This window comes from Chloroflexus sp. MS-CIW-1 (genome assembly GCF_030444705.1).
GTDB lineage: Bacteria > Chloroflexota > Chloroflexia > Chloroflexales > Chloroflexaceae > Chloroflexus.
In genome coordinates, this window is sequence record NZ_JAUBWR010000002.1 from 38,640 (window position 1) to 57,530 (window position 18,891).

General features: G+C 54.6%; 18 protein-coding genes. 13 read left to right on the top strand and 5 right to left on the bottom strand.

Annotation, left to right across the window (positions count from 1 at the left end; all coding sequences use genetic code 11):
* The first annotated feature begins 18 nt into the window (after window positions 1-18).
* From QTO31_RS13130 to QTO31_RS13165, 8 genes are all read left to right on the top strand, one after another.
* Window positions 19-237: a Franean1_4349 family RiPP gene (locus QTO31_RS13130; RefSeq protein WP_031458575.1), complete on the top strand. Its 219-nt coding sequence runs from the start codon at window positions 19-21 to the stop codon at window positions 235-237.
* A gap of 55 nt (window positions 238-292) precedes the next feature.
* A complete protein-coding gene (locus tag QTO31_RS13135; RefSeq protein WP_301429497.1) occupies window positions 293-3,958 on the top strand; it encodes a HEAT repeat domain-containing protein in 3,666 nt (1,221 codons plus the stop codon).
* On the top strand, window positions 3,948-4,883 hold the full coding sequence (locus QTO31_RS13140) for a R2-like ligand-binding oxidase (protein WP_367620646.1): 936 nt from the start codon (window positions 3,948-3,950) through the stop codon (window positions 4,881-4,883). The genes QTO31_RS13135 and QTO31_RS13140 overlap by 11 nt, the downstream gene beginning before the upstream one ends.
* Entirely contained in the window at window positions 4,880-5,671 is a 792-nt protein-coding gene (locus tag QTO31_RS13145) for an SDR family NAD(P)-dependent oxidoreductase (RefSeq protein WP_301429499.1), read from the top strand. The genes QTO31_RS13140 and QTO31_RS13145 overlap by 4 nt, the downstream gene beginning before the upstream one ends.
* Before the next feature lie 266 nt (window positions 5,672-5,937).
* Entirely contained in the window at window positions 5,938-7,026 is a 1,089-nt protein-coding gene (locus QTO31_RS13150; protein WP_301429501.1) for a M20 family metallopeptidase, read from the top strand.
* Between the two features lie 14 nt (window positions 7,027-7,040).
* Entirely contained in the window at window positions 7,041-8,177 is a 1,137-nt protein-coding gene (locus QTO31_RS13155) for a methyltransferase domain-containing protein (RefSeq protein ID WP_031458580.1), read from the top strand.
* A gap of 231 nt (window positions 8,178-8,408) precedes the next feature.
* Window positions 8,409-8,804, top strand: coding sequence for a YkvA family protein (locus tag QTO31_RS13160; protein WP_031458581.1), 396 nt, complete (start codon window positions 8,409-8,411; stop codon window positions 8,802-8,804).
* A gap of 540 nt (window positions 8,805-9,344) precedes the next feature.
* Window positions 9,345-9,527: a hypothetical protein gene (locus QTO31_RS13165; RefSeq protein WP_031458582.1), complete on the top strand. Its 183-nt coding sequence runs from the start codon at window positions 9,345-9,347 to the stop codon at window positions 9,525-9,527.
* A 46-nt stretch (window positions 9,528-9,573) separates the two neighbouring features.
* On the opposite strand, the gene ybeY is transcribed toward QTO31_RS13165, so the two are convergent.
* The 3 genes from ybeY to QTO31_RS13180 form a co-directional block, all read right to left on the bottom strand.
* Window positions 9,574-10,038: an rRNA maturation RNase YbeY gene (ybeY, locus tag QTO31_RS13170; protein WP_301429504.1), complete on the bottom strand. Its 465-nt coding sequence runs from the start codon at window positions 10,036-10,038 to the stop codon at window positions 9,574-9,576.
* Between the two features lie 200 nt (window positions 10,039-10,238).
* Window positions 10,239-10,691, bottom strand: a complete 453-nt coding sequence (locus QTO31_RS13175; RefSeq protein WP_031458584.1) for an NUDIX hydrolase — start codon at window positions 10,689-10,691, stop codon at window positions 10,239-10,241.
* Window positions 10,692-10,701: 10 nt separating this feature from the next.
* Window positions 10,702-11,253: an inorganic diphosphatase gene (locus QTO31_RS13180; protein WP_012259161.1), complete on the bottom strand. Its 552-nt coding sequence runs from the start codon at window positions 11,251-11,253 to the stop codon at window positions 10,702-10,704.
* A gap of 291 nt (window positions 11,254-11,544) precedes the next feature.
* Between QTO31_RS13180 and glpX the strand changes: the two genes are divergently transcribed.
* The 5 genes from glpX to QTO31_RS13205 all read left to right on the top strand — a co-directional run bounded on the left by glpX (window position 11,545) and on the right by QTO31_RS13205 (window position 15,769).
* Window positions 11,545-12,522 (top strand): class II fructose-bisphosphatase, encoded by a 978-nt coding sequence (glpX, locus tag QTO31_RS13185; protein ID WP_031458585.1) that lies wholly within the window; start codon window positions 11,545-11,547, stop codon window positions 12,520-12,522.
* Window positions 12,512-14,029, top strand: a complete 1,518-nt coding sequence (locus tag QTO31_RS13190; protein ID WP_301429511.1) for an O-antigen ligase family protein — start codon at window positions 12,512-12,514, stop codon at window positions 14,027-14,029. Before glpX ends, QTO31_RS13190 begins: the two co-directional genes overlap by 11 nt.
* A 128-nt stretch (window positions 14,030-14,157) precedes the next feature.
* Window positions 14,158-14,631, top strand: coding sequence for an SsrA-binding protein SmpB (gene smpB / locus QTO31_RS13195; protein WP_031458587.1), 474 nt, complete (start codon window positions 14,158-14,160; stop codon window positions 14,629-14,631).
* An 18-nt stretch (window positions 14,632-14,649) separates the two neighbouring features.
* Window positions 14,650-15,249 (top strand): SAM-dependent methyltransferase, encoded by a 600-nt coding sequence (locus QTO31_RS13200; protein WP_301429512.1) that lies wholly within the window; start codon window positions 14,650-14,652, stop codon window positions 15,247-15,249.
* A 28-nt stretch (window positions 15,250-15,277) separates the two neighbouring features.
* Window positions 15,278-15,769: a PaaI family thioesterase gene (locus QTO31_RS13205; protein WP_301429513.1), complete on the top strand. Its 492-nt coding sequence runs from the start codon at window positions 15,278-15,280 to the stop codon at window positions 15,767-15,769.
* A gap of 203 nt (window positions 15,770-15,972) precedes the next feature.
* On the opposite strand, the gene QTO31_RS13210 is transcribed toward QTO31_RS13205, so the two are convergent.
* Window positions 15,973-16,770: an alpha/beta hydrolase gene (locus QTO31_RS13210; protein ID WP_301429514.1), complete on the bottom strand. Its 798-nt coding sequence runs from the start codon at window positions 16,768-16,770 to the stop codon at window positions 15,973-15,975.
* On the bottom strand, window positions 16,767-18,821 hold the full coding sequence (locus tag QTO31_RS13215; RefSeq protein WP_301429515.1) for a serine carboxypeptidase: 2,055 nt from the start codon (window positions 18,819-18,821) through the stop codon (window positions 16,767-16,769). The genes QTO31_RS13210 and QTO31_RS13215 overlap by 4 nt, the downstream gene beginning before the upstream one ends.
* Window positions 18,822-18,891: the final 70 nt, after the last annotated feature.

An 18,891-nucleotide genomic window follows, 5' to 3' on the forward strand; every position in this document is an offset into this window, starting at 1 on the left:
TGACAAAGGAGGGGTACCGTGTCACAATCCGCCGTAGAACAGATCATCGGTCGTGCAGTGGTCGATCCGGAGTTTCGCGAAAAACTCATCGCGGACGCACGGGCTGCCTGCGCCGGGTACGATCTCACTGAGGAAGAGCTTGAGGCGCTCGAGCGTCTCGACGCAGAGAGCTTGAAAGCCTTTGCCGGTACACTTGATCCGCGCCTCTCGAAGAGTGCCGGTCGTGGATTTTTCTAGGCATTTGTTCCTGTATGTCTCTACACGATGCCTGCGTCAGCATGAAGGGTAACCTATGAGTGAACGGAGCGCCGAACGTCCTGAACTACAATTTGTTCCGCGGGCGTTCCGTGATCTCTTTTTACCACGTCGGCTGCCTCGCGAAGTACGGATAGCAATTGAGCAGTGGCTCGAGGCCGAGCCACTCTCACGGTTGCTCCCTGCTGCCTTCGAGCTTCCACTGCTACCCGAACTCAATCTGACACACATACTGGCTGACGCACGACATCTGGCAATTGTGGGGCCACCGGCGAGTGGGAGAAGTCTGGCCTTAGCGCAGATTGCCCGGCAATGGCTGAATAGCCAGACGACAGTACCACTGGTACGGCTGCTACTGAGCGACATTGATATTCCGAGTCTGACGCCGCGCGCTATCGTTGTGCGGGCACTGGCCCGACGAAATCTGGCCCCTAATCCGCTTGAGCATAATCTGCCCTGTTTGCTGATCATTGATGATTGGGAAGAATTGCCGCTTGCCCGTCGTGCAATCTGGCAACGATTTCTGGTGAATCTGTCTGAGCGTTGGCCGAAAGCACGTGTGGTCATTGCCCTGCCTTCCGGTGAGCTATGGCCAGGCTTTACCCATCGAGCGATTGCTCCGCTTTCAGACGAACAGCTTGCGACATGGATTCAGATCCTCTTTCCACACAGCGATCCGCAGACATTATTCCCGCTGTTCGAGCGTGATCCGCTCGTGATGCTCCGTGAACGACCGGCAGAGCTCATTATGCTCGCCCTGACGCAACCGCTCAGTGGATGGCCGGTTTCGCGCGCAGCGCTTTATGAGCGGATGGCAGCGTTTGCGACACCAATTCTGGCTACAACAAACGATCAGGCAGGCTGGCGGATTGGAGCTAGCGCTCGTCATGTCTATCAGCAAGCCGTCGAACTGGCCGCCCAGTCGCGGCTAGAACCGAAAACGATTCGGAGTGCCGGCGCGCAATGGCGGGCTTTTTGCCTGCCGTTAGCATTTGGGGTGACACTTGACCCGCAACCACTGATCACAGCCCTCGCCGCATCTGAACTGCCAAACGGAGAGCGACTCCTGCTACTGGCACGAGCACTCCGCGAACGACCGCGGCTTGATCCTGCTCTGAGCCGCCCCCTACTCGAAGAGATGTGTCACTACGGCGGTGAGGCACTGAACATGCTGGTGCCGGCATTGCCAATTATTCTGACCGATATTGGCCGCACGCAGTCTGGTCAGGTAACACTGTTGCTGGAACGGATTGTGGCACAATTAGCACCGAAAGCCAGCCATAAACTGCTCATGACCTTCCTTGATGCGACCGATGCCCCACCACCACTCCGCTGGCATGCAATTGACCTGCTATGTCAGCAGCAGATGACGCCTCCACCACTACCAGAGTACACCGATCTGATCGGTCAGGCAGGGCGTTGTCTTCTGGCTGTGAGCAGTGGCAATGCTTATTCGTGGTTGACCAATCCGGCCCTCCAGCTCGGCTTGCGATTACTGTTGAGTGGCGCTGCCGGTACAGAACGTCAGCGTACTATCGCACACTATCTCTTGCAACATACCGAACTGCCGGCCCCTATCCGGGCACTGGCACCCGCTGCCCTTTCTACGACCGACCTCGAACGGGCAGCGGCCGATCCGGCGGCTGAAGTCCGTCGGGCAGCCCGCGCCGTCTGGCTACGTACAGGACAGGTTGGTCACGTAGCACGATTTATTATGCAAACCCATCAACCGTGGGTTGCCCGCGATGAAGCGTTGGCTGACCTAACGCTCGATAAGGATGGACAGTCTTTTCTGATTGGCTTTGCCCTGAGTAACCGGTTGTCACTCGATGTACGGTTGCGGGCCATTCGCTTCCTCCACCGTTTAGACAGCGGGCAGATGCTGCTCAAACGCCTGTTAGACACTGAAAGCGAACTGACGATAGTACGCGCAGCGGCTGCCTATCAGTTTGTGCATTATCCACAAGCAGTACCGTTCTTACAATCGTATGTAAGCTATCAGCACCCACCACTGCTGCGACGAGCAGTAGTCCAGACCCTCGCTCAGATAGCCGCTCAGAATCATGCGGCGGCGGCAGCAGCCCGCAAGATATTGCACGACCTTGCTTACCAGCCCGACATCGATAGCGAATTGACGATCACAATCATTGCTGCCCTCGGACAGTACGGTGGCGCTGAAGCAATCACGACGCTTGGGTACCTGCTGGCACCGATTTACGGTGTGCATGTCCTGCAAGAATGGATCAAAACTCTGCCAGCCCTGATTGGCCCGGCGGAACGCTGGCTGTCGGCGGCTACTGAGTCAACGCGCGCCATCCTGGCCGACTTAGTCGTCCACTCAGATACGGTTGCTAATAGAAGTTGTTGCATTCTTGATCGACCCTCTGTCCTCGTTGCCCATCACGTGTTGCGGGTAAGCAGTGCTGCTGTTCGTGCGGTTACGCAGATCGGTCAACTTCACCCACACCTCTACCCGGCGACCAAAGCTCTACTTGAGATCGTGTTGTACGATGCAAGTGCTCCGCGACCATTAACCGATTTACTGGCCGTTTTCACTACGCCTGAATTGGCACGCCTGGCCCGCGAGGCAGTGCACGATCATCCCCTCCGCATGATTGCCCTGCGTGCTATTGCCGACCGCCCTGATGGTGCCCAAACACTGATCCAATTGGCTGAAGCGACCGACCGCGATCTAGCGTGCAACGCACTTGACCAGATACGACCACCATTTTCCACTGAGGTTCGTGACGCATTGCTACGGCTCGCCAACAGCTCATCTGAGACGGTTATACGGCTTACCGCATTGCAGGCACTGGGGCGAAGCTCCGATCCGACAGTAACGCCGACTCTGATGACCATTGTTGATAACGAGCATGAAGCGGTAGACATTCGGATAGCTGCACTCCACGCAGCTACTGCGATTCCAGTTACACGCCTCATTGACATTATCACAACGCACCCAGAACCACTGCGGAGTGCTGCCCTCTATGCGCTCAAGCGCAGTGATCGCCCGGCGCCAGTGAACCTCCTCCATCGCATGGCATTCGACGCCGACCGAACCTGTGCCCTAGCTGCGGTTGATGCGCTCGCCGGTCAAATCCCAACTACGACCCCAATCCTGTTGCGTATTGTTCGCAGTCACCCCGATCTGAGCATTCGATTGGCCGCTGCGGCAGCATTGCGTGATACCGCAACCGAAGACGTTCTCCCTGTTTTCATTGAAGGGCTGCTCGCACCATACCCGGCGTTGCAAACCCAGGCGTTTACGCTGCTGGCAACCATCGATCCGCATCATCCGGCCTTACGCCAGGTGCTTGCCGATCCAAATACGCCCGAAGTACTTAAGAGTCTGGCTGTCCAACACCTGAGTACACATACACCGTCTGATCCGCTGATCCGGGCAGTGGCCATCCATCCTGAACACTCAGAGCAGTTGCGCTGTCTTGCTATCAGAGCACTCGCGCAGCAAGCCGATGAAGCAACGATCAAGGATTTAGCCCAACTTGCCACCGAGGCAGAAACCCAACCGCTTTCAGTTCGATATGCAGCAGTAATGGCGATCGTCAGCAACTGCACAGCAGGCAATACTGCTGCACGCAATGCCTTAACGAACCTGGCAACTTCGTCAATTCCTGAAATTGACCTCTGGGCAGGTAGCGCTTTACTCACCTGTCTGATACCAATTGAGCAAGCTGAACGATAAGGCAGCCCCATGTGAACAGGAGGAAAACAAAGTGACCCACACCGATTTCATTACGACAAGCCGTGGCCTGAAGCGTCACAGTCCGCCAATGCGCCTGTTCGAGAAAGCCAAGCGCTTTGGCATCTGGAATCCGTCACTTATCGATTTGAGCCGTGATGCCCGCGATTGGGAACAGCTACAAGACGACGAACGCGATCTGCTGCTCCGACTGACTGCCCTGTTCCAGGCTGGTGAAGAGGCCGTTACTCTCGATCTGTTGCCGCTCATTCGGACTATCGCCAGCGAAGGTCGACTCGAAGAGGAACTGTACCTCACCACCTTTCTATTTGAAGAAGCCAAACATACCGACTTCTTTGCCCGATTCATCAGTGAAGTAGCCCGCGTTGACCCTGATCTCAGCCGCTATCACACCGCCAATTATCGTGCACTCATCTATGAAGCATTACCGGCAACTATGCACCGCCTCGATCAAGACCCCTCGCCGCGCAATCTCGCCGAGGCATCGCTCACGTACAACATGATTGTCGAGGGTGTGCTGGCCGAAACCGGCTACCACGCCTATTTCACCATTCTCGATACCCAAAAGATCATGCCCGGCACTCGTGAAGGGATTCGGCTACTTAAACAAGATGAGTCACGTCATATCGCTTACGGCATTTATCTCCTCTCACGACTGATCGCGACCGACCGGAGTATTTGGGATCATATTGTCGAACGAATGAACGAGCTAGTGCTCTACGCAATGGGGGTCATCGACGAGATTTTCGCCAGTTATGAACCGATGCCGTTCAATTTACAGATTGAAACCTTCAGTACCTTCGCGATCAATCAGTTCCAACGTCGCCTCAACCGGCTTGAAATGGCGTGCCAACAGAGTCTGGTGGAGATCGATAGTCTGACAACCGATGATGAGGATGTGGCATGAAGGCATTTGCCCGGCGAGTGGTGCTGATTACCGGTGCCGGTGGTGGACTTGGGCGTGCGTTCAGCCGTCAGTTACTAGCCGCAGGAGCAGAACTCATCTTGAGTAGTCATAACCCACACCGGTTACGCACTGCCGCAGAATTCGCAGCCCAACATCAATTACAACCAGGCGCGGGGCGGATTCGTGCCTTGTTGCCGGCTGATCTCAGCGATGCTGACGATTGTGATCGACTGGCTCAGCAAGTCAAACAGATAGCGCCTGATCTCGAGTTGATCATTCATAACGCCGGTATTGGGCTGTACGGACCACTTGACGCAATTCCGATAGACGCTGCCGAACGCCTGTTACGAATCAACCTGTATGCACCCATCCGCCTCACCGCTGCCCTCCTGACCATCTTGCGCGCCAAACCCTATGCTCAGATAGTGTTTGTCTCGTCAATTCTCGGTCGTGCAGCACTACCGAATATCAGCATTTACTGCGCGGCAAAATTTGGGCTCCGCGGTTTTGCCAACGGTCTTGCCGCCGACGGCTATTGTGTCAGTACAGTGTATCCCTTCTTCACCCAAACCGACATCCTCGATGCACCACAGTACGGAGTTAGCTCCAAACGACGTGTACCGACCTGGTTGCTCGATCAACCGGCGCCTGTTGTACAAGCCAGTCTGAACGGGATCGCTGCCCGTCAGCGCGATATATATCCCAGTTGGAAGGCCCGTCTTTATGGAGTGACTGCTGAAATTGCGCCTGGAATCCTGCCTCCGTTCAGTCGATTGGTCGCAGGGTAAGTGAAGCCAGCACACAACACCTTCCCCCTTTCGCTCCCTTTATGATAAGAAAGGGGGAGTGTTACGGTAGATGCAGTTGCTGCCCCTCACGTTCTCCCTTCAGCTTCTACACGGGCTGAGGAAGAGGGAGCATTGCCGGAGAGGCATTTTGAAGCCAAACCGAAGCTAAGGACATTGCCCCCCTCTCGCTTGTACCGCCAGGTAGTGCATTTCAGAAAAACATACTATAATCCAGACTTGATATGATATAAAGACAGGAACACTCTATGAATGATCTTGATCTTGAACTAACCCGTCTCACCTGTGACCTGATCCGGTTTGAGACGATTGCCGACCGGCCCGATCAATTACAGGCAGCGATTGATTACGTTGCCACCTATCTGGCTAATATTCCGAAGGTTCATCTTGAACGAAGCAGTGCCAATGATAAGCCAGCGCTGGTCGTGACACTACAACCTACCCGCTCACCACGGCTGATGATCAACGGTCATCTGGATGTGGTAGTCGGTCAAGCGAACCAATTTATACCCGAAGTTCGCGATGGCCGTATTTACGGACGTGGTAGCCAGGACATGAAAGGCAGTATCGCAGTTATGATGCGGCTGATCCGCGATCTAGCGCAACGACCGCAGCCACCGGATATTGGCTTTCAGTTCGTGACCGATGAAGAGATAGGTGGACGCCAGGGTACAGGACGGTTGCGCGACGAGGGTTGGCGGTGCGATTTTATGCTTTGCCTTGAACCAACCGATCTCGGTATTATGTTCGAGCACAAAGGAGGCATGTGGGCACAACTACGGATCCCCGGTCGCGCTGCTCATGGATCGCGGCCCTGGGAAGGTGATAATCCGATCTACCGACTGACCCGGGGTATTCAAACGATCCATGAACGGTATCCACCACCGGTTGGCCCGAACGACTGGCGCACGTCGGTAACCCCCACCGAAATTCGGGTTGGCGCCGGTTCGCGTAATCAGGTACCGGCAGAGGCGCTGGTAACTTTCGACATTCGCTGGACAGCCGACACCACGCCAGAAGCCATTCAAGCGGATTTAGCAGTAGCCTTCCCAGATGCGGAATTTGTTAGCGTGATGGCAAGTGCTGGCTTACGTACTGACCCTGAACACCCCGATGTTGAGCGAATAGCCGACATTATTGAGCGCCACACCGGCCAGTCACCACGTTTCTACCGCGAACACTTTGCAACCGACGCCCGTTACTATTCACACATTGGCGTTCCGGCAATCTGCCTTGGCCCGATTGGCGCTGGCTTGCATTCGGCAGAAGAATGGGTTGACATTGCCAGTTTGACTACGCTGTATCACATCATCACCGATTATATTGACACATTGTAGGATCACAGCTTCTTATGCTCTACATATTACAAACTCTGCCTGGACTGGCCCCGCTCACGTGGCGAGAAGTGGAACAGACGATTCGGCCCACCGCCGACCGACCGGCACCCCGTCAGCTCGGTGTGCGTGGTGTACCAGCACGCAACGATCTCATCTTGCTCGATCATCGCGGTTCAATCCGTTCGCTTATGGCACTACGAACCATCGAAGATGTCTTCGTAGTCGCTGCACGCGGCTTCAAAATCGCACCCGATCAACGGGGGTTACGCCAGATACACGCCGCTACGCGCAACGAAGAAACGATCAAACCGGCACTGGAACTCTGGCAGCGCCTCAACGGTAAGAAACGCAACGGGCGTTTTCGCGTCGTTACCCGTATGGTAGGCAAACACAACTTCCACCGGTATGAGGTTGGCCGGGCGGTAGCCGATGCGATCCGTGACGGCTGGCCTGGACACTGGCAACTGGTAGATGAAGAAGCCGAACTGGAAGTGTGGGCCACACTGCTTGAACAAGAGCTGATCATCGCAATTCGGTTAACAGACAGCTCAATGCGACAACGTGAGAAGGTTGCACACCTACCGGCCTCGCTGCGTCCAGCACTGGCGGCGGCGATGGTGATGCTTACCCATCCCGAAGCTGATGACATCTTTCTCGATCCGATGGCCGGCGCCGGCACACTGCTGCTAGAACGAGCAGCAGCCGGGCCTTTTACCACACTTTACGGCGGCGATATTAGTCCGGCGGCGGTGACTGCAATGAATGCTAATCTTCGGCATGTTCGCGGTCACGTCGTGATCCGACGTTGGAACGCGATCAGATTACCGTTACCCGACGCCAGTGTGAATAAGGTGGCGGTCAATTTACCCTTTGGCAATCAGATTAGCGAGGGGGAGGACCTGGGTGAACTCTACCGTGACGTGCTATACCACATTGCACGAGTGCTGAAGCCCGGCGGACGATTGGTAACCCTCGTTGCCGATCAGCAACTGCTTGATAAAGTACGGGCACAGGCAGCACCGGTATTGCGTCCGGTTGCACGGCATCGGGTGTTCGTGCTCGGTCAGCGAGCTACTATTTGTGAACATATTCGGGTGGCCGGTGAGGTGAAATCACTATCGACACCAACGCCAGATGAAGAAGCTGATTGAGAGTGAGGAAGAGGGCAAGGAGTGTGGCTGGCGCGAAAGCATGTTGGTACCCCCTTACGCAATAGTCGCATGGGTATGGTACGTGCCCAATGAGAAATCTGGGTTTTTGATCATAACCTCAGAAAAAACTACAGGCTGGAGATGATCGGCGTATCAACCCTGACCAAAAACCGAAAACGTTGCCGAAATCTGGCAGACCAACGGTGACTTACCCGCACCCGGAGAAGCGCTTTGCTTACCAAACTGAAACATCGTGCTCGTGCTCTAAAACGAGAAGCTTACGCTCTGTACATAGCCACTCGTGATCCACGAGTTCCCTGGTACGTCAAGGTTTTCGTAGGTCTGGTGGTAGCACATACGTTTAGCCCCATAGACTTGATCCCAGACTTTATTCCTGTCCTTGGCTACCTCGATGACATAGTTATCACACCGCTGGGAATTGCACTGGCCCTAAGAATGATACCATCTGAAGTAATGAGTGATGCCCGGCAGAAAGCTGAAGTGTTGTTGCAGCAAGGAAAACCGATCAGTCGGGCCGGAGCAATCATGGTGGTTGCCATCTGGCTTGTGATCATTATCGCTGTTATATGGTCAGTTGTGCGAGTAGTAAGCGGCCAGCCTGCCTGAGCACTTGTCAGGAAAACGACACCAAGATCAGTAACAACGTTTGTGCTGAACAGGCGGTAAAGAGAACCACCCGACACACGCTTGCATTTACCGCTACGAAGCGCAATGAAGAGCCTACCCAAACAATCCATCATCACCTCACGACGGATGAACCTTGTCGATGGAGGCAAGACGATTTACCGGTAGGGATGAGGCGACGCCTCACCCCTACCGGTGTCCACGACGATGATCACGGCGCCGGTGCTACCGAACGTTGTCGCACCACAGACCACAGAGAGATGACGCTTTCGGATAACACACTGATCTGGCTGAGCACGACCTGCGCTGACCTTACATTGCTCGGAACAAGGGATTTCGGATCGGTGCTAACGCGAGCTGGCGCACCTCTAACCATGCTGGTGATCGATCACCCTCACCTTCTCTGCTATACGGAATGAACGTAAACACCTAGAACGAACGCAACTGCACACCCTTTCAACCATCTCTTTGGAATATAGGGTATGATAAGGGTTGATATTATACTGGTGGAGATAACACTCTATGCCACACCAACTTCGTTCATTGATCAGCACCCTAATCATTCTGTTTGTCTTCTGGCTCATCTGGTCGCGGCTGCACGTCGTGATCTTTGTGCAGATGCCGTGGTGGGGGTTGCTCTTGTTGGCGGTTGGAATATACCTGGTTATTGACTACGGGGTAGACAAACTCTTTGGCCGACGTTAGCCACGCTACACGTCGGCCACCTTCGTAGCGATAGCAGGTAAGCCAACTATACACGAGGTAAGCCGAGGATTGCCATAACAGCCTCTTCACGCTCGCGCATGCGTGCCGCTTCAGCAGGGCTGCGCTCGTGATCGTAACCGAGCAGATGAAGTACACCATGAACGGTCAGATAGGCCAGTTCACGCGCCGGGCTATGACCATGCTCAACAGCTTGAGCCAAAACGCGCTCGAACGAAATCGCAATATCACCGAGATACCGGGGTTGATCAGGTGCAGTCACAAAAGGACTGGCGCCACCATCATCGGCGAACGAAAGCACATCAGTTGGCGCATCAACTCCCCGAAAATCGCGGTTAAGCCGATGCAGTTCCGCATCGGTCGTTACCCGAATACCGATCTCGCAACCGTAAGGAACCTGTTCAGCCGTCAGCACGGCAGTCACGGCGCGTTCGATGAGTGCCGTATCGGCAGAAATGCCCTCATCAAGTTGAACTTCAATGATATACTGCATACGTACTAGTCCGCAGGAGCGATGATACTCTTGCCAACACCCTGCCAACGCAGAACGGTTTTAACGTGAGTTTAAAACATGATCTCTTGCCTGAGCTACGTCGGGATGTAGCATCAGATTTTCTGGACTGCTAGAGCGATGCTTCAGCAGTCCAGATGTTACTCGCTCAATCTTTTTTACGCCGGTCTACCGGACATCAATTACGAATGATCGGTCGCCCTACCGAGCAACTGCCCGGCCAACAGTAACACCTCGCGCTCTCGCTCGAAGGAAACCCGTCGAAGGGCTTCATCAAGCGGAAACCAGCGCGCATCATCAACTTCACCAGTCTGAGGACGCACCTCACCCCGCACGTACCGAATTAAAAACAGATCGACATACTTGTGGATTCGACTAGCGCCCGAGCGAAACCAGTATTCAATTGTAGCTAGATGGCGCTCGACCACACCTTCCAACCCCGTCTCTTCGGCAATTTCACGCACGGCCGCTGCCTCCGCTGTTTCGCCACGGTTGACGTGCCCCTTTGGCAGGCCCCAACGCTCACCACGGTCGGTTGCAATAAGCACCACTTCGATCTGCGTGGCAACGATTCGGTATATAACACCGCCAGCCGAATAGGCTGTACGATGCGAAAGTGAACGGCGTGACGTCATGGATGTTTGCTCAGGCACGTTTGAGCACGCGACCGGCGCGCATGTCCCAGTAGCGATCAATTGAGTATTGAATCCGCTCGCGAGCGACATCTGCCGACTCCCAGCCAACCGGTTCAACCCGCGATCCTTCGAGGTCTTTGTAAACGGTAAAAAAGTGCTCAACTTCACGCAGATAGTGCGCCGGCAGGGCAGTATAGTTGTGATAATCGGCAAAAAAGGGATCGTATTGCAACACTGCCAGCACTTTATCATCAGGTTCACCTTTGTCGAGCATGCGGAACAGACCTAACGGTCGTGCTTCGACAATACAACCGGGAAAGGTCGGCAGGTTTGTCATGACCAAAACATCGAGCGGATCACCGTCATCATAGTACGTTTGTGGCATAAAGCCATAGTCACCGGGATACTGTACTGCGGAATAGAGCACCCGGTCAAGGCGAAATGCACCAATTCGCTTATCAAATTCATATTTGTTGCGAGAACCCTTTGGGATTTCGACAACGACATGAATCACATTCGGAACGTCTGGTCCGGGTTCCAGATCGTGCCATAAGTTCTGCATCGGTAGCCTCACTTACCAAACACATCTAAACCTATTCCTCTACGGCAAGATTATAACACGTAACCGTCAAGAAGTTCATCAGACAAAACACATCGCACAAAAGCGCTTTCCGATGACGAGGGTGAACAACGTCTTTCGGCGAACATCACCTGAAAACACCACGTAGCGCTGTCTCGCCCGGTGTCGCTGATCTCAAAACCGTTTCATCTATGCTACAATTCAGATTAACGTCAGGCGTGAAGTCGGCGCGCCAGTATGCAGGGATTGCCGGCAAGAGAACGGAGGTTCGCGATGGAGCGTAACCTTGGCATGGATTTAGTACGTGCAACGGAAGCTGCGGCACTACGTTCGGGGCGCTGGATGGGTCGGGGCGATAAGAATGGCGCCGATCAGGCTGCAGTTGATGCAATGCGGATGGCGCTAAACAGCGTACCGATGAATGGGATTGTCGTTATTGGTGAAGGCGAAAAAGATGAGGCACCGATGCTTTACATCGGTGAACGGGTAGGTACCGGTGAAGGCGAAGAGTTCGATGTTGCGGTCGATCCAGTGGAAGGAACTACATTGTTAGCAGAAGGAATGCCCGGCGCAATTGCCATCGTCGCAGTTGCTGAACGCCATTCATTCTACAACTGGCGCGGCATTCCATACATGGATAAGCTGGCCGTTGGCGAACGGGCTAAAGGCGTCATCGATATTAATGCTCCGGTAGCGTACAACATTCGTGCCGTAGCCCGCACCCTCAACAAGCAAGTCGAAGATGTGACGGTAGTTGTACTTGATCGCCCCCGTCACCGCGATCTCATCCGCCAGATTCGTGAGGTCGGCGCCCGTATCAAGCTGATACCCCACGGTGATGTGAGCGCTGGGATTATGACCAGTATTGAAAATCCACCTGCCGACCTCTTGATGGGGATCGGCGGCGCTCCAGAAGCAGTCTTGACCGCTGCTGCGCTTAAGTGTCTAGGCGGTGAGATTCAGTGCAAAGTCTGGCCGCGTAACGACGAAGAACGGGCACGGCTCGCCGAGTTGGGCATCGATCCGAAGCAAGTGCTGACGACTCGCGATCTGGTGCGCGGAGAAAATGTTGTTGTCGCAGCAACCGGTATTACGTCGGGCGAGTTCTTGCGCGGCGTAGAATATTTTGGCGGCGGTGCACGCACGCACAGCGTAGTGATGCGCTCGCGTTCGGGAACGGTGCGGTATATCGATGCAACACACCGCTGGGATAAATTGATGCGCATTTCTGATATGCCGTATGTTCGTTAACCCTTTGTTACACCAACCAACCTGGCGTGACCGGCTGGTGCAATCGCCAATACTGATAGCCTGCCTGGCTCTAATAACCGGCGGCCTGATTGGGGGCATTACCGCTCTCGGGCCGCTCTATGCTGCGGCCGGTGTGCTGGCTCTCTTCGTCGTTACGGCTTTGCTGGTGAGTGTCCAGACCGGCCTGATCGCTACGCTTGCAATTGCTACCATTATCCCCTTTGGCACGTTGCCCTTTAAAGCCATCATTACGCCGAACTTTCTCACCCTGGTTTTGGTGGCTCTGAATGCTGTCTGGCTTTTCCGTGCCCTGGCCCGTTCTGACACCTACGATGTACGGCTTGGCTCGCTGGGGGTCCCGCTCATCGGCTTTTTAGGATTAACCTTCTTCTCGCTGGTATTGGGTGCGCGTGGTTTGCCCGACCCGCAAACGCTCCATAACTACGCGAAGTTTGTATTGGGGGTAGGTTGTTACTTCAGTGTAATTAATTGCATTCGGGATCGCGCTACGCTCCGTTTCACGATACGTGCATTGATAGTTGTGAGCGGCATATCGGCGCTCATCGGGCTGGTCTTATGGACATTACCAGATGCCGTAGCGCTCCAATTCCTGGTTTCACTTGGTCGGATCGGCTATCCGACCAGCGGTCGCGTGCTACGGTACATCGAAGACGATCCTAATGGGCTGGAGCGCGCAATTGGGTTGGGGGTTGACCCAAACAGCTTTGGTGGCATGTTGGCGCTGGTAGCAGTGCTGACGCTGACGCAACTGGCTACACCGCAACCAATCCTCCCCCGCTGGGTACTGGCTACGCTTGGTGGATTACAGGTATTGGCCCTCTTGCTGACCTTCTCACGGGCAGCCCTGTTTGGTCTGATTATTGCAGCAGCGTTTCTCGCCACTGTACGCTACCCTCGTCTCTGGCGGTACGTGATAGTGGTAGGTACCGTCGGTGCGGTGCTCCTCGTCGGTTTGGGGTACGCTGATGATTTCATCCAACGAGTGCTCTCCGGTATCCAATTTCGCGATCAGGCCCAACAGATGCGACTCGGCGAATACGCCAATGCGATTGCCATTATCCAGCGCTACCCAGTATTCGGGATCGGTTTTGGTCAGGCACCCGATCTCGATCTCTCAGCCGGTGTGAGCAGTATCTATCTGGCAATTGCCCAGCGTATGGGTTTGGTCGGGCTGGCAGTCTTTCTCGGTCTGATCGGCTTCTGGTTTACGCGCAGTCTGCAATTGTTGCCCGCACTCGACGACGAACTCGCTAGCTGGCTCCTTGGTTGTCAGGGCGCGTTAGTGGCAGCACTGGCTGTGGGAGTGGCCGACCACTACTTTTTCAATATCGAGTTTAGCCATATGGCAACCCTCTTTTGGGCAACGGTTGGCCTGGGGAGTGCTATTGAGACATGCGTTCACCCATCCCTTCCCTCTGACCTGTTGCGGGCCTATCCGCACAATCGAGCCAGAGCAGACAACGAAAACTCTTTTACCAATCCATAATTGGAACATATCTCCCTGGCACGAGTGAAGGAAGGTGGGATAGGAAACCTATCACGGCGAGGAATGCTTACTGAGAACAGGTAATCGGTACCATTGACACATCAAACGTTATTTTGAGAGAGTGAAACGTGGCAGCGAAAACACATCATTCGGGAGTGGTTGCCGAAAATCGCAAGGCACGCCACGATTACGATATAGAAGAGACAATTGAAGCCGGCATTGTCCTTTCCGGCAGCGAAATCAAATCGGTACGCGCCGGACGGGTTAATCTGCGCGGCAGTTTTGCCCGTGTGATTGACGACGAGGTATTCTTATACGACGCTCACATTGCTCCTTACGAACAGTCGGGCAAGTACTTTAATCACGATCCGCTCCGACCACGCAAGCTCTTACTCCACCGACGTGAGATCAACCGTCTCAATGGGCTGGTACGGATGAAGGGAATGACCCTCGTGCCGCTAAAGGTCTATTTCAAAGGACGACGGGCCAAAGTCGAGCTTGGAGTGGCGCGTGGTAAGAAGATTTACGATAAACGTGAGGATATTGCCCGCCGCGATGCGGCAAGAGACATTGAGCGAGCCTTGAAGCGATCACGCCAATAGCGCTCGAAGGGTATAGGTATGTCTGACCGTTTCCATCGCATGCGTGAACGTTACCTATCAGGAGAGATTCCCTGGGATCATTCAGAACCACCACCTGAAATTATCAGCTTAAGCAATGAGTTACCCCCTGGGCGGGCTATCGATCTCGGTTGTGGCACCGGACGAGCGTGCATCTGGTTGGCCCGTGCCGGCTGGCAGGTTGACGGAATTGATTTTGTTCCTGAAGCGATTGCTATCGCTCGCGAGCGGGTGGCAGCCGCTGGTGTCGCTGATAAGGTACGTCTCTTTGTCGCCGATGCCACTCGTCTGGATTTTCTAACCGAACCCTACGATCTGGCAATCGACATTGGCTGTGGTCATGGTTTCAGCGAACCAGAACTCAACGCTTACCTTAATGAAGTGCGGCGGTTGCTCAAACCAGGTGGCCTGTTTGCGTTCTTCGCCCATCTGCGTACCCAGAATACACCTGATGCGGCAACTCTGAAAACCCACGTCGAACAAACGTTACTACTGACCGCACTGCAATCACGTTTCATTATTGAGCAATTTGTACCCGGTGAAACTATCGTTATGGGTCAACGTGGCCCCTCAGCATGGATTTATCTCCGACGACCCTAATGTGTCGTTATCAGCATTAGGAAAAACCATGAACGCCATTCAAGACAGCTATCCCGATGAACTGAGTCACTGTTACGGTTGTGGCCGTCTTAATCTCGATGGTTTACAGATCAAAAGTGTCTGGAACGGTCATGAGGCTGTTGCGCGTTTTACCCCTCGTTCCTACCATACCGCAATACCCGGCTACGTGTACGGCGGGCTGTTAGCATCGCTGATCGATTGTCACGGTACCGGCACGGCTGCGGCGGCGGCCTACGCTGCCGCCGGGCGTGAACCGGGTACTGCGCCGTACCTACGCTATCTCACGGCATCGTTGCGAGTAAACTTCTTGCGCCCAACGCCTCTCGGACCCGAACTGGTCATTCACGGACGGGTCAAAGAGATGTCTGGTCGCAAAGTGATCGTGGAAGCGTGGATTGAAGCAAATGGCGAGACAACGGTGCAGGGTGAAGTCGTAGCCGTACAGGTCCCTGAATACCTGCTGACTAACTTACTTAATCAGGGAGAGCGGGAAGACTGACAAAGAGCATACCTTGTGTTCTGCCAGCATCTGGTCGTGTTCACCGTTTTTCCCTGCTCGGTAGCGGTGTTGTGAGCGAGTGACGGCAGCGGGTTGGGCACCTACCGCTGCTGACACGCTTGTGAAAACATGCACAGGTAACATGACAAGATGTGAGCCAGCTTACCACAGCTTACAGGAAAGAAGAGCATCGCTTAGCCACTCTAACAACCTGGAATGACCTGCCCAACCGTAACCGCAAAGCGGGCAATCGCAGCACCTGCCAGCGACCAGGCTGGGTCAAGCATGAGATCGTGTGCGGCGTCAGGAATAACGATCAATTCAGCACGATATGCAGCAGCAAGCTCTTGCTGAGCAGGGAGATCGAAGATAGCATCATTTCCGGCTGCAATGACCAATACCGGTACCTGCACGACATGCGGACGCGGGCGGATCAGCATACTGGTCAGGGTGACGAGCGGCGGCTCACTGACCAACTGTTGGCGGTAACGCTCAAGATCATCTGTAGCAATATCGGGGCGAAAAAGAGCTGCTCGTACTGCGCTGGTTTCTCGTCGCAACAGGGCACGGATATCAACCATTGGCTTCCGTTCACGCCAACGACGTAAAAAGTAAGCTGGGCTGGACACCGGTGAGCTGCACAGGAGCACGGCACCGGCTACGCTGGGTACCGACCCACAGCAACCACTCAAGAGCAGTTGTACAACATAACCACCGGCACTATGGCCGACTAATATCGGTGGCTGGGGCAGTGTGTTCACTACCGTTCGTACATCTTGTACGTAATCACAAATGGTAGTCAACAGACCGGCTGGTGAACTAGAGCCGTGACCGCGCAGGCTGATGGCATGCGCCGTCAAGCCTCGCGCTGCCAGATCAGGTAGCGCACGCTCGACCCAACACCAGGCACCGTGCCATGCACCATGCACTAACACCACCGGTGGCGCTACTTGTGGGTATGAGGGCTGAACAGTCAACCACTCAAGCTGTGGACGCTTCACGATGACTGATCCAACACTCTCTCAGCAGGAAGGCCCAATTGGCGACGGCGTTCTTCGGCCAACCGCCGCTTCTCGGCGATCATGTCATCAGTAACATACACGCCAAACGAACGCAGACGCGCCAGCTCCAAGCCGTGCTTCTTCCACAACCGGTAGACCTCTTTAACCCGCTCGATCTCGATATTGCGCCCCAACGTGTAGTCTTCAAACTTGCCTTCCATCGCCAGGAGCGCCGTCTCTGCCAAACAGGCATAAGCGGTACCGGGTGGCATATCGATATCGAAGCCAAAATCTGGTTCACCGGGGAGAATAATCTCTCCACTCTCGATGACCAGCACATCAGGACGCCGACGGGCGTCTTCTTCTTTTACATCTGGCGGACGCGCAACATCGCAAATAACAGCACCAGGTTTGACTTTATCAATATTAATAACCTTACCGGTCAGCGCACTGGTCGTCGTGATAATCAGATCGGCATCGCCGAGATAGGCATCGGCATACGTTGCCGCCACCACACGAGCACCGGGCGTCTCGGCTTCAATCTGCTTCTTCAAGGCAATCAGTCGTTCAGCACGCGGAGCCACCAGTACCACGTCATGCACTGCCTGCGCCAGCAAACGGGCACACACCGCGCCAATGGAACCGGTTGCACCGATCACCACTGCTCGCACGTGTTCTGGCCGACCACCTTTCATCAGCAATACAGCCTGCTTTGCCGCCTCAAGCGTGGCAGCCACTGTCAATGAATTGCCCGATGTGATACCGATATTCACCTTCTGCGCGACTGTAATCCCGGCATCCCCCACGACTGAGGTAAAGGCACCCAGCCCCATAAGCTGAGCACCCATCCGTTCAGCCATTCGGGCCGCCTTAATCAAACGACGATAGGTAAAGCCCGGTGGCCGACGCATCATCTCGCGAGGTGTCGCTCCCAGTGTGAGCAAGATACCTTCAACCTCTTCACCAGTCGCTTTCGAGCGAATTCCACGGATTCGCGAGAGGTACAGGGGTGGGAAATGGGCAGCGACCACCTCTACCAGACGCGGTGGGAGATAGCGCGTCCAGCGAAAAAGTTTATGTCTCGCAATCAGTTCAGTGCGCAACGGGTGGATAACAAAGGCAAAGCGGGGCTTAGGACGAGGATTGAGGTCTTGCACCGTTGGCCCCCAGCCCGCAGCAGTGATAAAATCGATCACCTCCCCATCAGCAGGCTGACGAGGACTTTCAGTAATGGCCGTGATGATCGCCTCTAGCACATCAGCCGCCAAAAACGGACGTTGTTCGTTTAGCGGTGGGGTCATCGTCACTAATGTTGTCACACCGCGTCGCCGTAAATCCTCAATCTCAGCAGGTGATGGATCGTCAGTAATAATGGTTTTGCGGGTGAGATCGTTTGGCGCAAAACGCCGGATGAAAGCAAAATCACCGGCAATCACATCAGCCCAGCGGAAGAGTTCAACGGCGCGCCCGTCAAAACCTTCCTGACCGAGTGCGACAGGATGGAGAAAGCGGTAAGGCAGGAGCGCGAGAATCGGAAGCGCTGTTGCAGCATACAGTTCGAGCTGTGCGATTGAACGTGGCGGTGGTAGAAAGGGTATGCCAGCGTGAATGATTGGATCGGCAAAACGCAATTCCGGCTCATACTGACTGATCGCAGCGGCCAGTTGATACCGCTCAACGCCACTGGTAATTAATACTCGTTTATAGCGCAGCAGAGCAGGAATCTGCTCTACTGCCTGCGCAATCGCCCACCGCTCAAGGGTGCTCTTCACGACACCACCGTCTACCACCGGAGTTCGTTGCGCTTGCGCCGCAATGTGGATCGCCTCTTGATGCGGATAACGAGCGCGACCAATGCGAAAGACCGGTGTCAGCCCCCCAAGACCAATTGCATCGACCTTGCCATCAAACTCGCGTACCAGTGCCATTGCCCGGGCTATATCGCCATTGGTACCGATACGGCGCACCTCGACGTGCTGCCCCAGCACCTGCACAGTGATGTGATAATCACGCTGGGCCGAGCCAAGACTAATACTGACAACTCTTTTCATAGGTGACTCCTCACGCTTATGGCGCAAGTATACCAGATTGGTGTGAGTCGGCGTACAGATTACTGCAAGT

Excerpts from the sequence above, each read along its gene's own strand:
- QTO31_RS13205 (WP_301429513.1), top strand. The coding sequence starts at position 15,278 with ATGAACGCCATTCAAGACAGCTATCCCGATGAACTGAGTCACTGTTAC.
- QTO31_RS13150 (WP_301429501.1), top strand. The coding sequence starts at position 5,938 with ATGAATGATCTTGATCTTGAACTAACCCGTCTCACCTGTGACCTGATC.
- QTO31_RS13190 (WP_301429511.1), top strand. The coding sequence starts at position 12,512 with ATGTTCGTTAACCCTTTGTTACACCAACCAACCTGGCGTGACCGGCTG.
- QTO31_RS13200 (WP_301429512.1), top strand. The coding sequence starts at position 14,650 with ATGTCTGACCGTTTCCATCGCATGCGTGAACGTTACCTATCAGGAGAG.
- QTO31_RS13135 (WP_301429497.1), top strand. The coding sequence starts at position 293 with ATGAGTGAACGGAGCGCCGAACGTCCTGAACTACAATTTGTTCCGCGG.
- QTO31_RS13155 (WP_031458580.1), top strand. The coding sequence starts at position 7,041 with ATGCTCTACATATTACAAACTCTGCCTGGACTGGCCCCGCTCACGTGG.
- QTO31_RS13175 (WP_031458584.1), bottom strand. The coding sequence starts at position 10,691 with ATGACGTCACGCCGTTCACTTTCGCATCGTACAGCCTATTCGGCTGGC.
- QTO31_RS13145 (WP_301429499.1), top strand. The coding sequence starts at position 4,880 with ATGAAGGCATTTGCCCGGCGAGTGGTGCTGATTACCGGTGCCGGTGGT.
- ybeY (WP_301429504.1), bottom strand. The coding sequence starts at position 10,038 with ATGCAGTATATCATTGAAGTTCAACTTGATGAGGGCATTTCTGCCGAT.
- QTO31_RS13180 (WP_012259161.1), bottom strand. The coding sequence starts at position 11,253 with ATGCAGAACTTATGGCACGATCTGGAACCCGGACCAGACGTTCCGAAT.
- QTO31_RS13165 (WP_031458582.1), top strand. The coding sequence starts at position 9,345 with ATGCCACACCAACTTCGTTCATTGATCAGCACCCTAATCATTCTGTTT.
- glpX (WP_031458585.1), top strand. The coding sequence starts at position 11,545 with ATGGAGCGTAACCTTGGCATGGATTTAGTACGTGCAACGGAAGCTGCG.
- QTO31_RS13215 (WP_301429515.1), bottom strand. The coding sequence starts at position 18,821 with ATGAAAAGAGTTGTCAGTATTAGTCTTGGCTCGGCCCAGCGTGATTAT.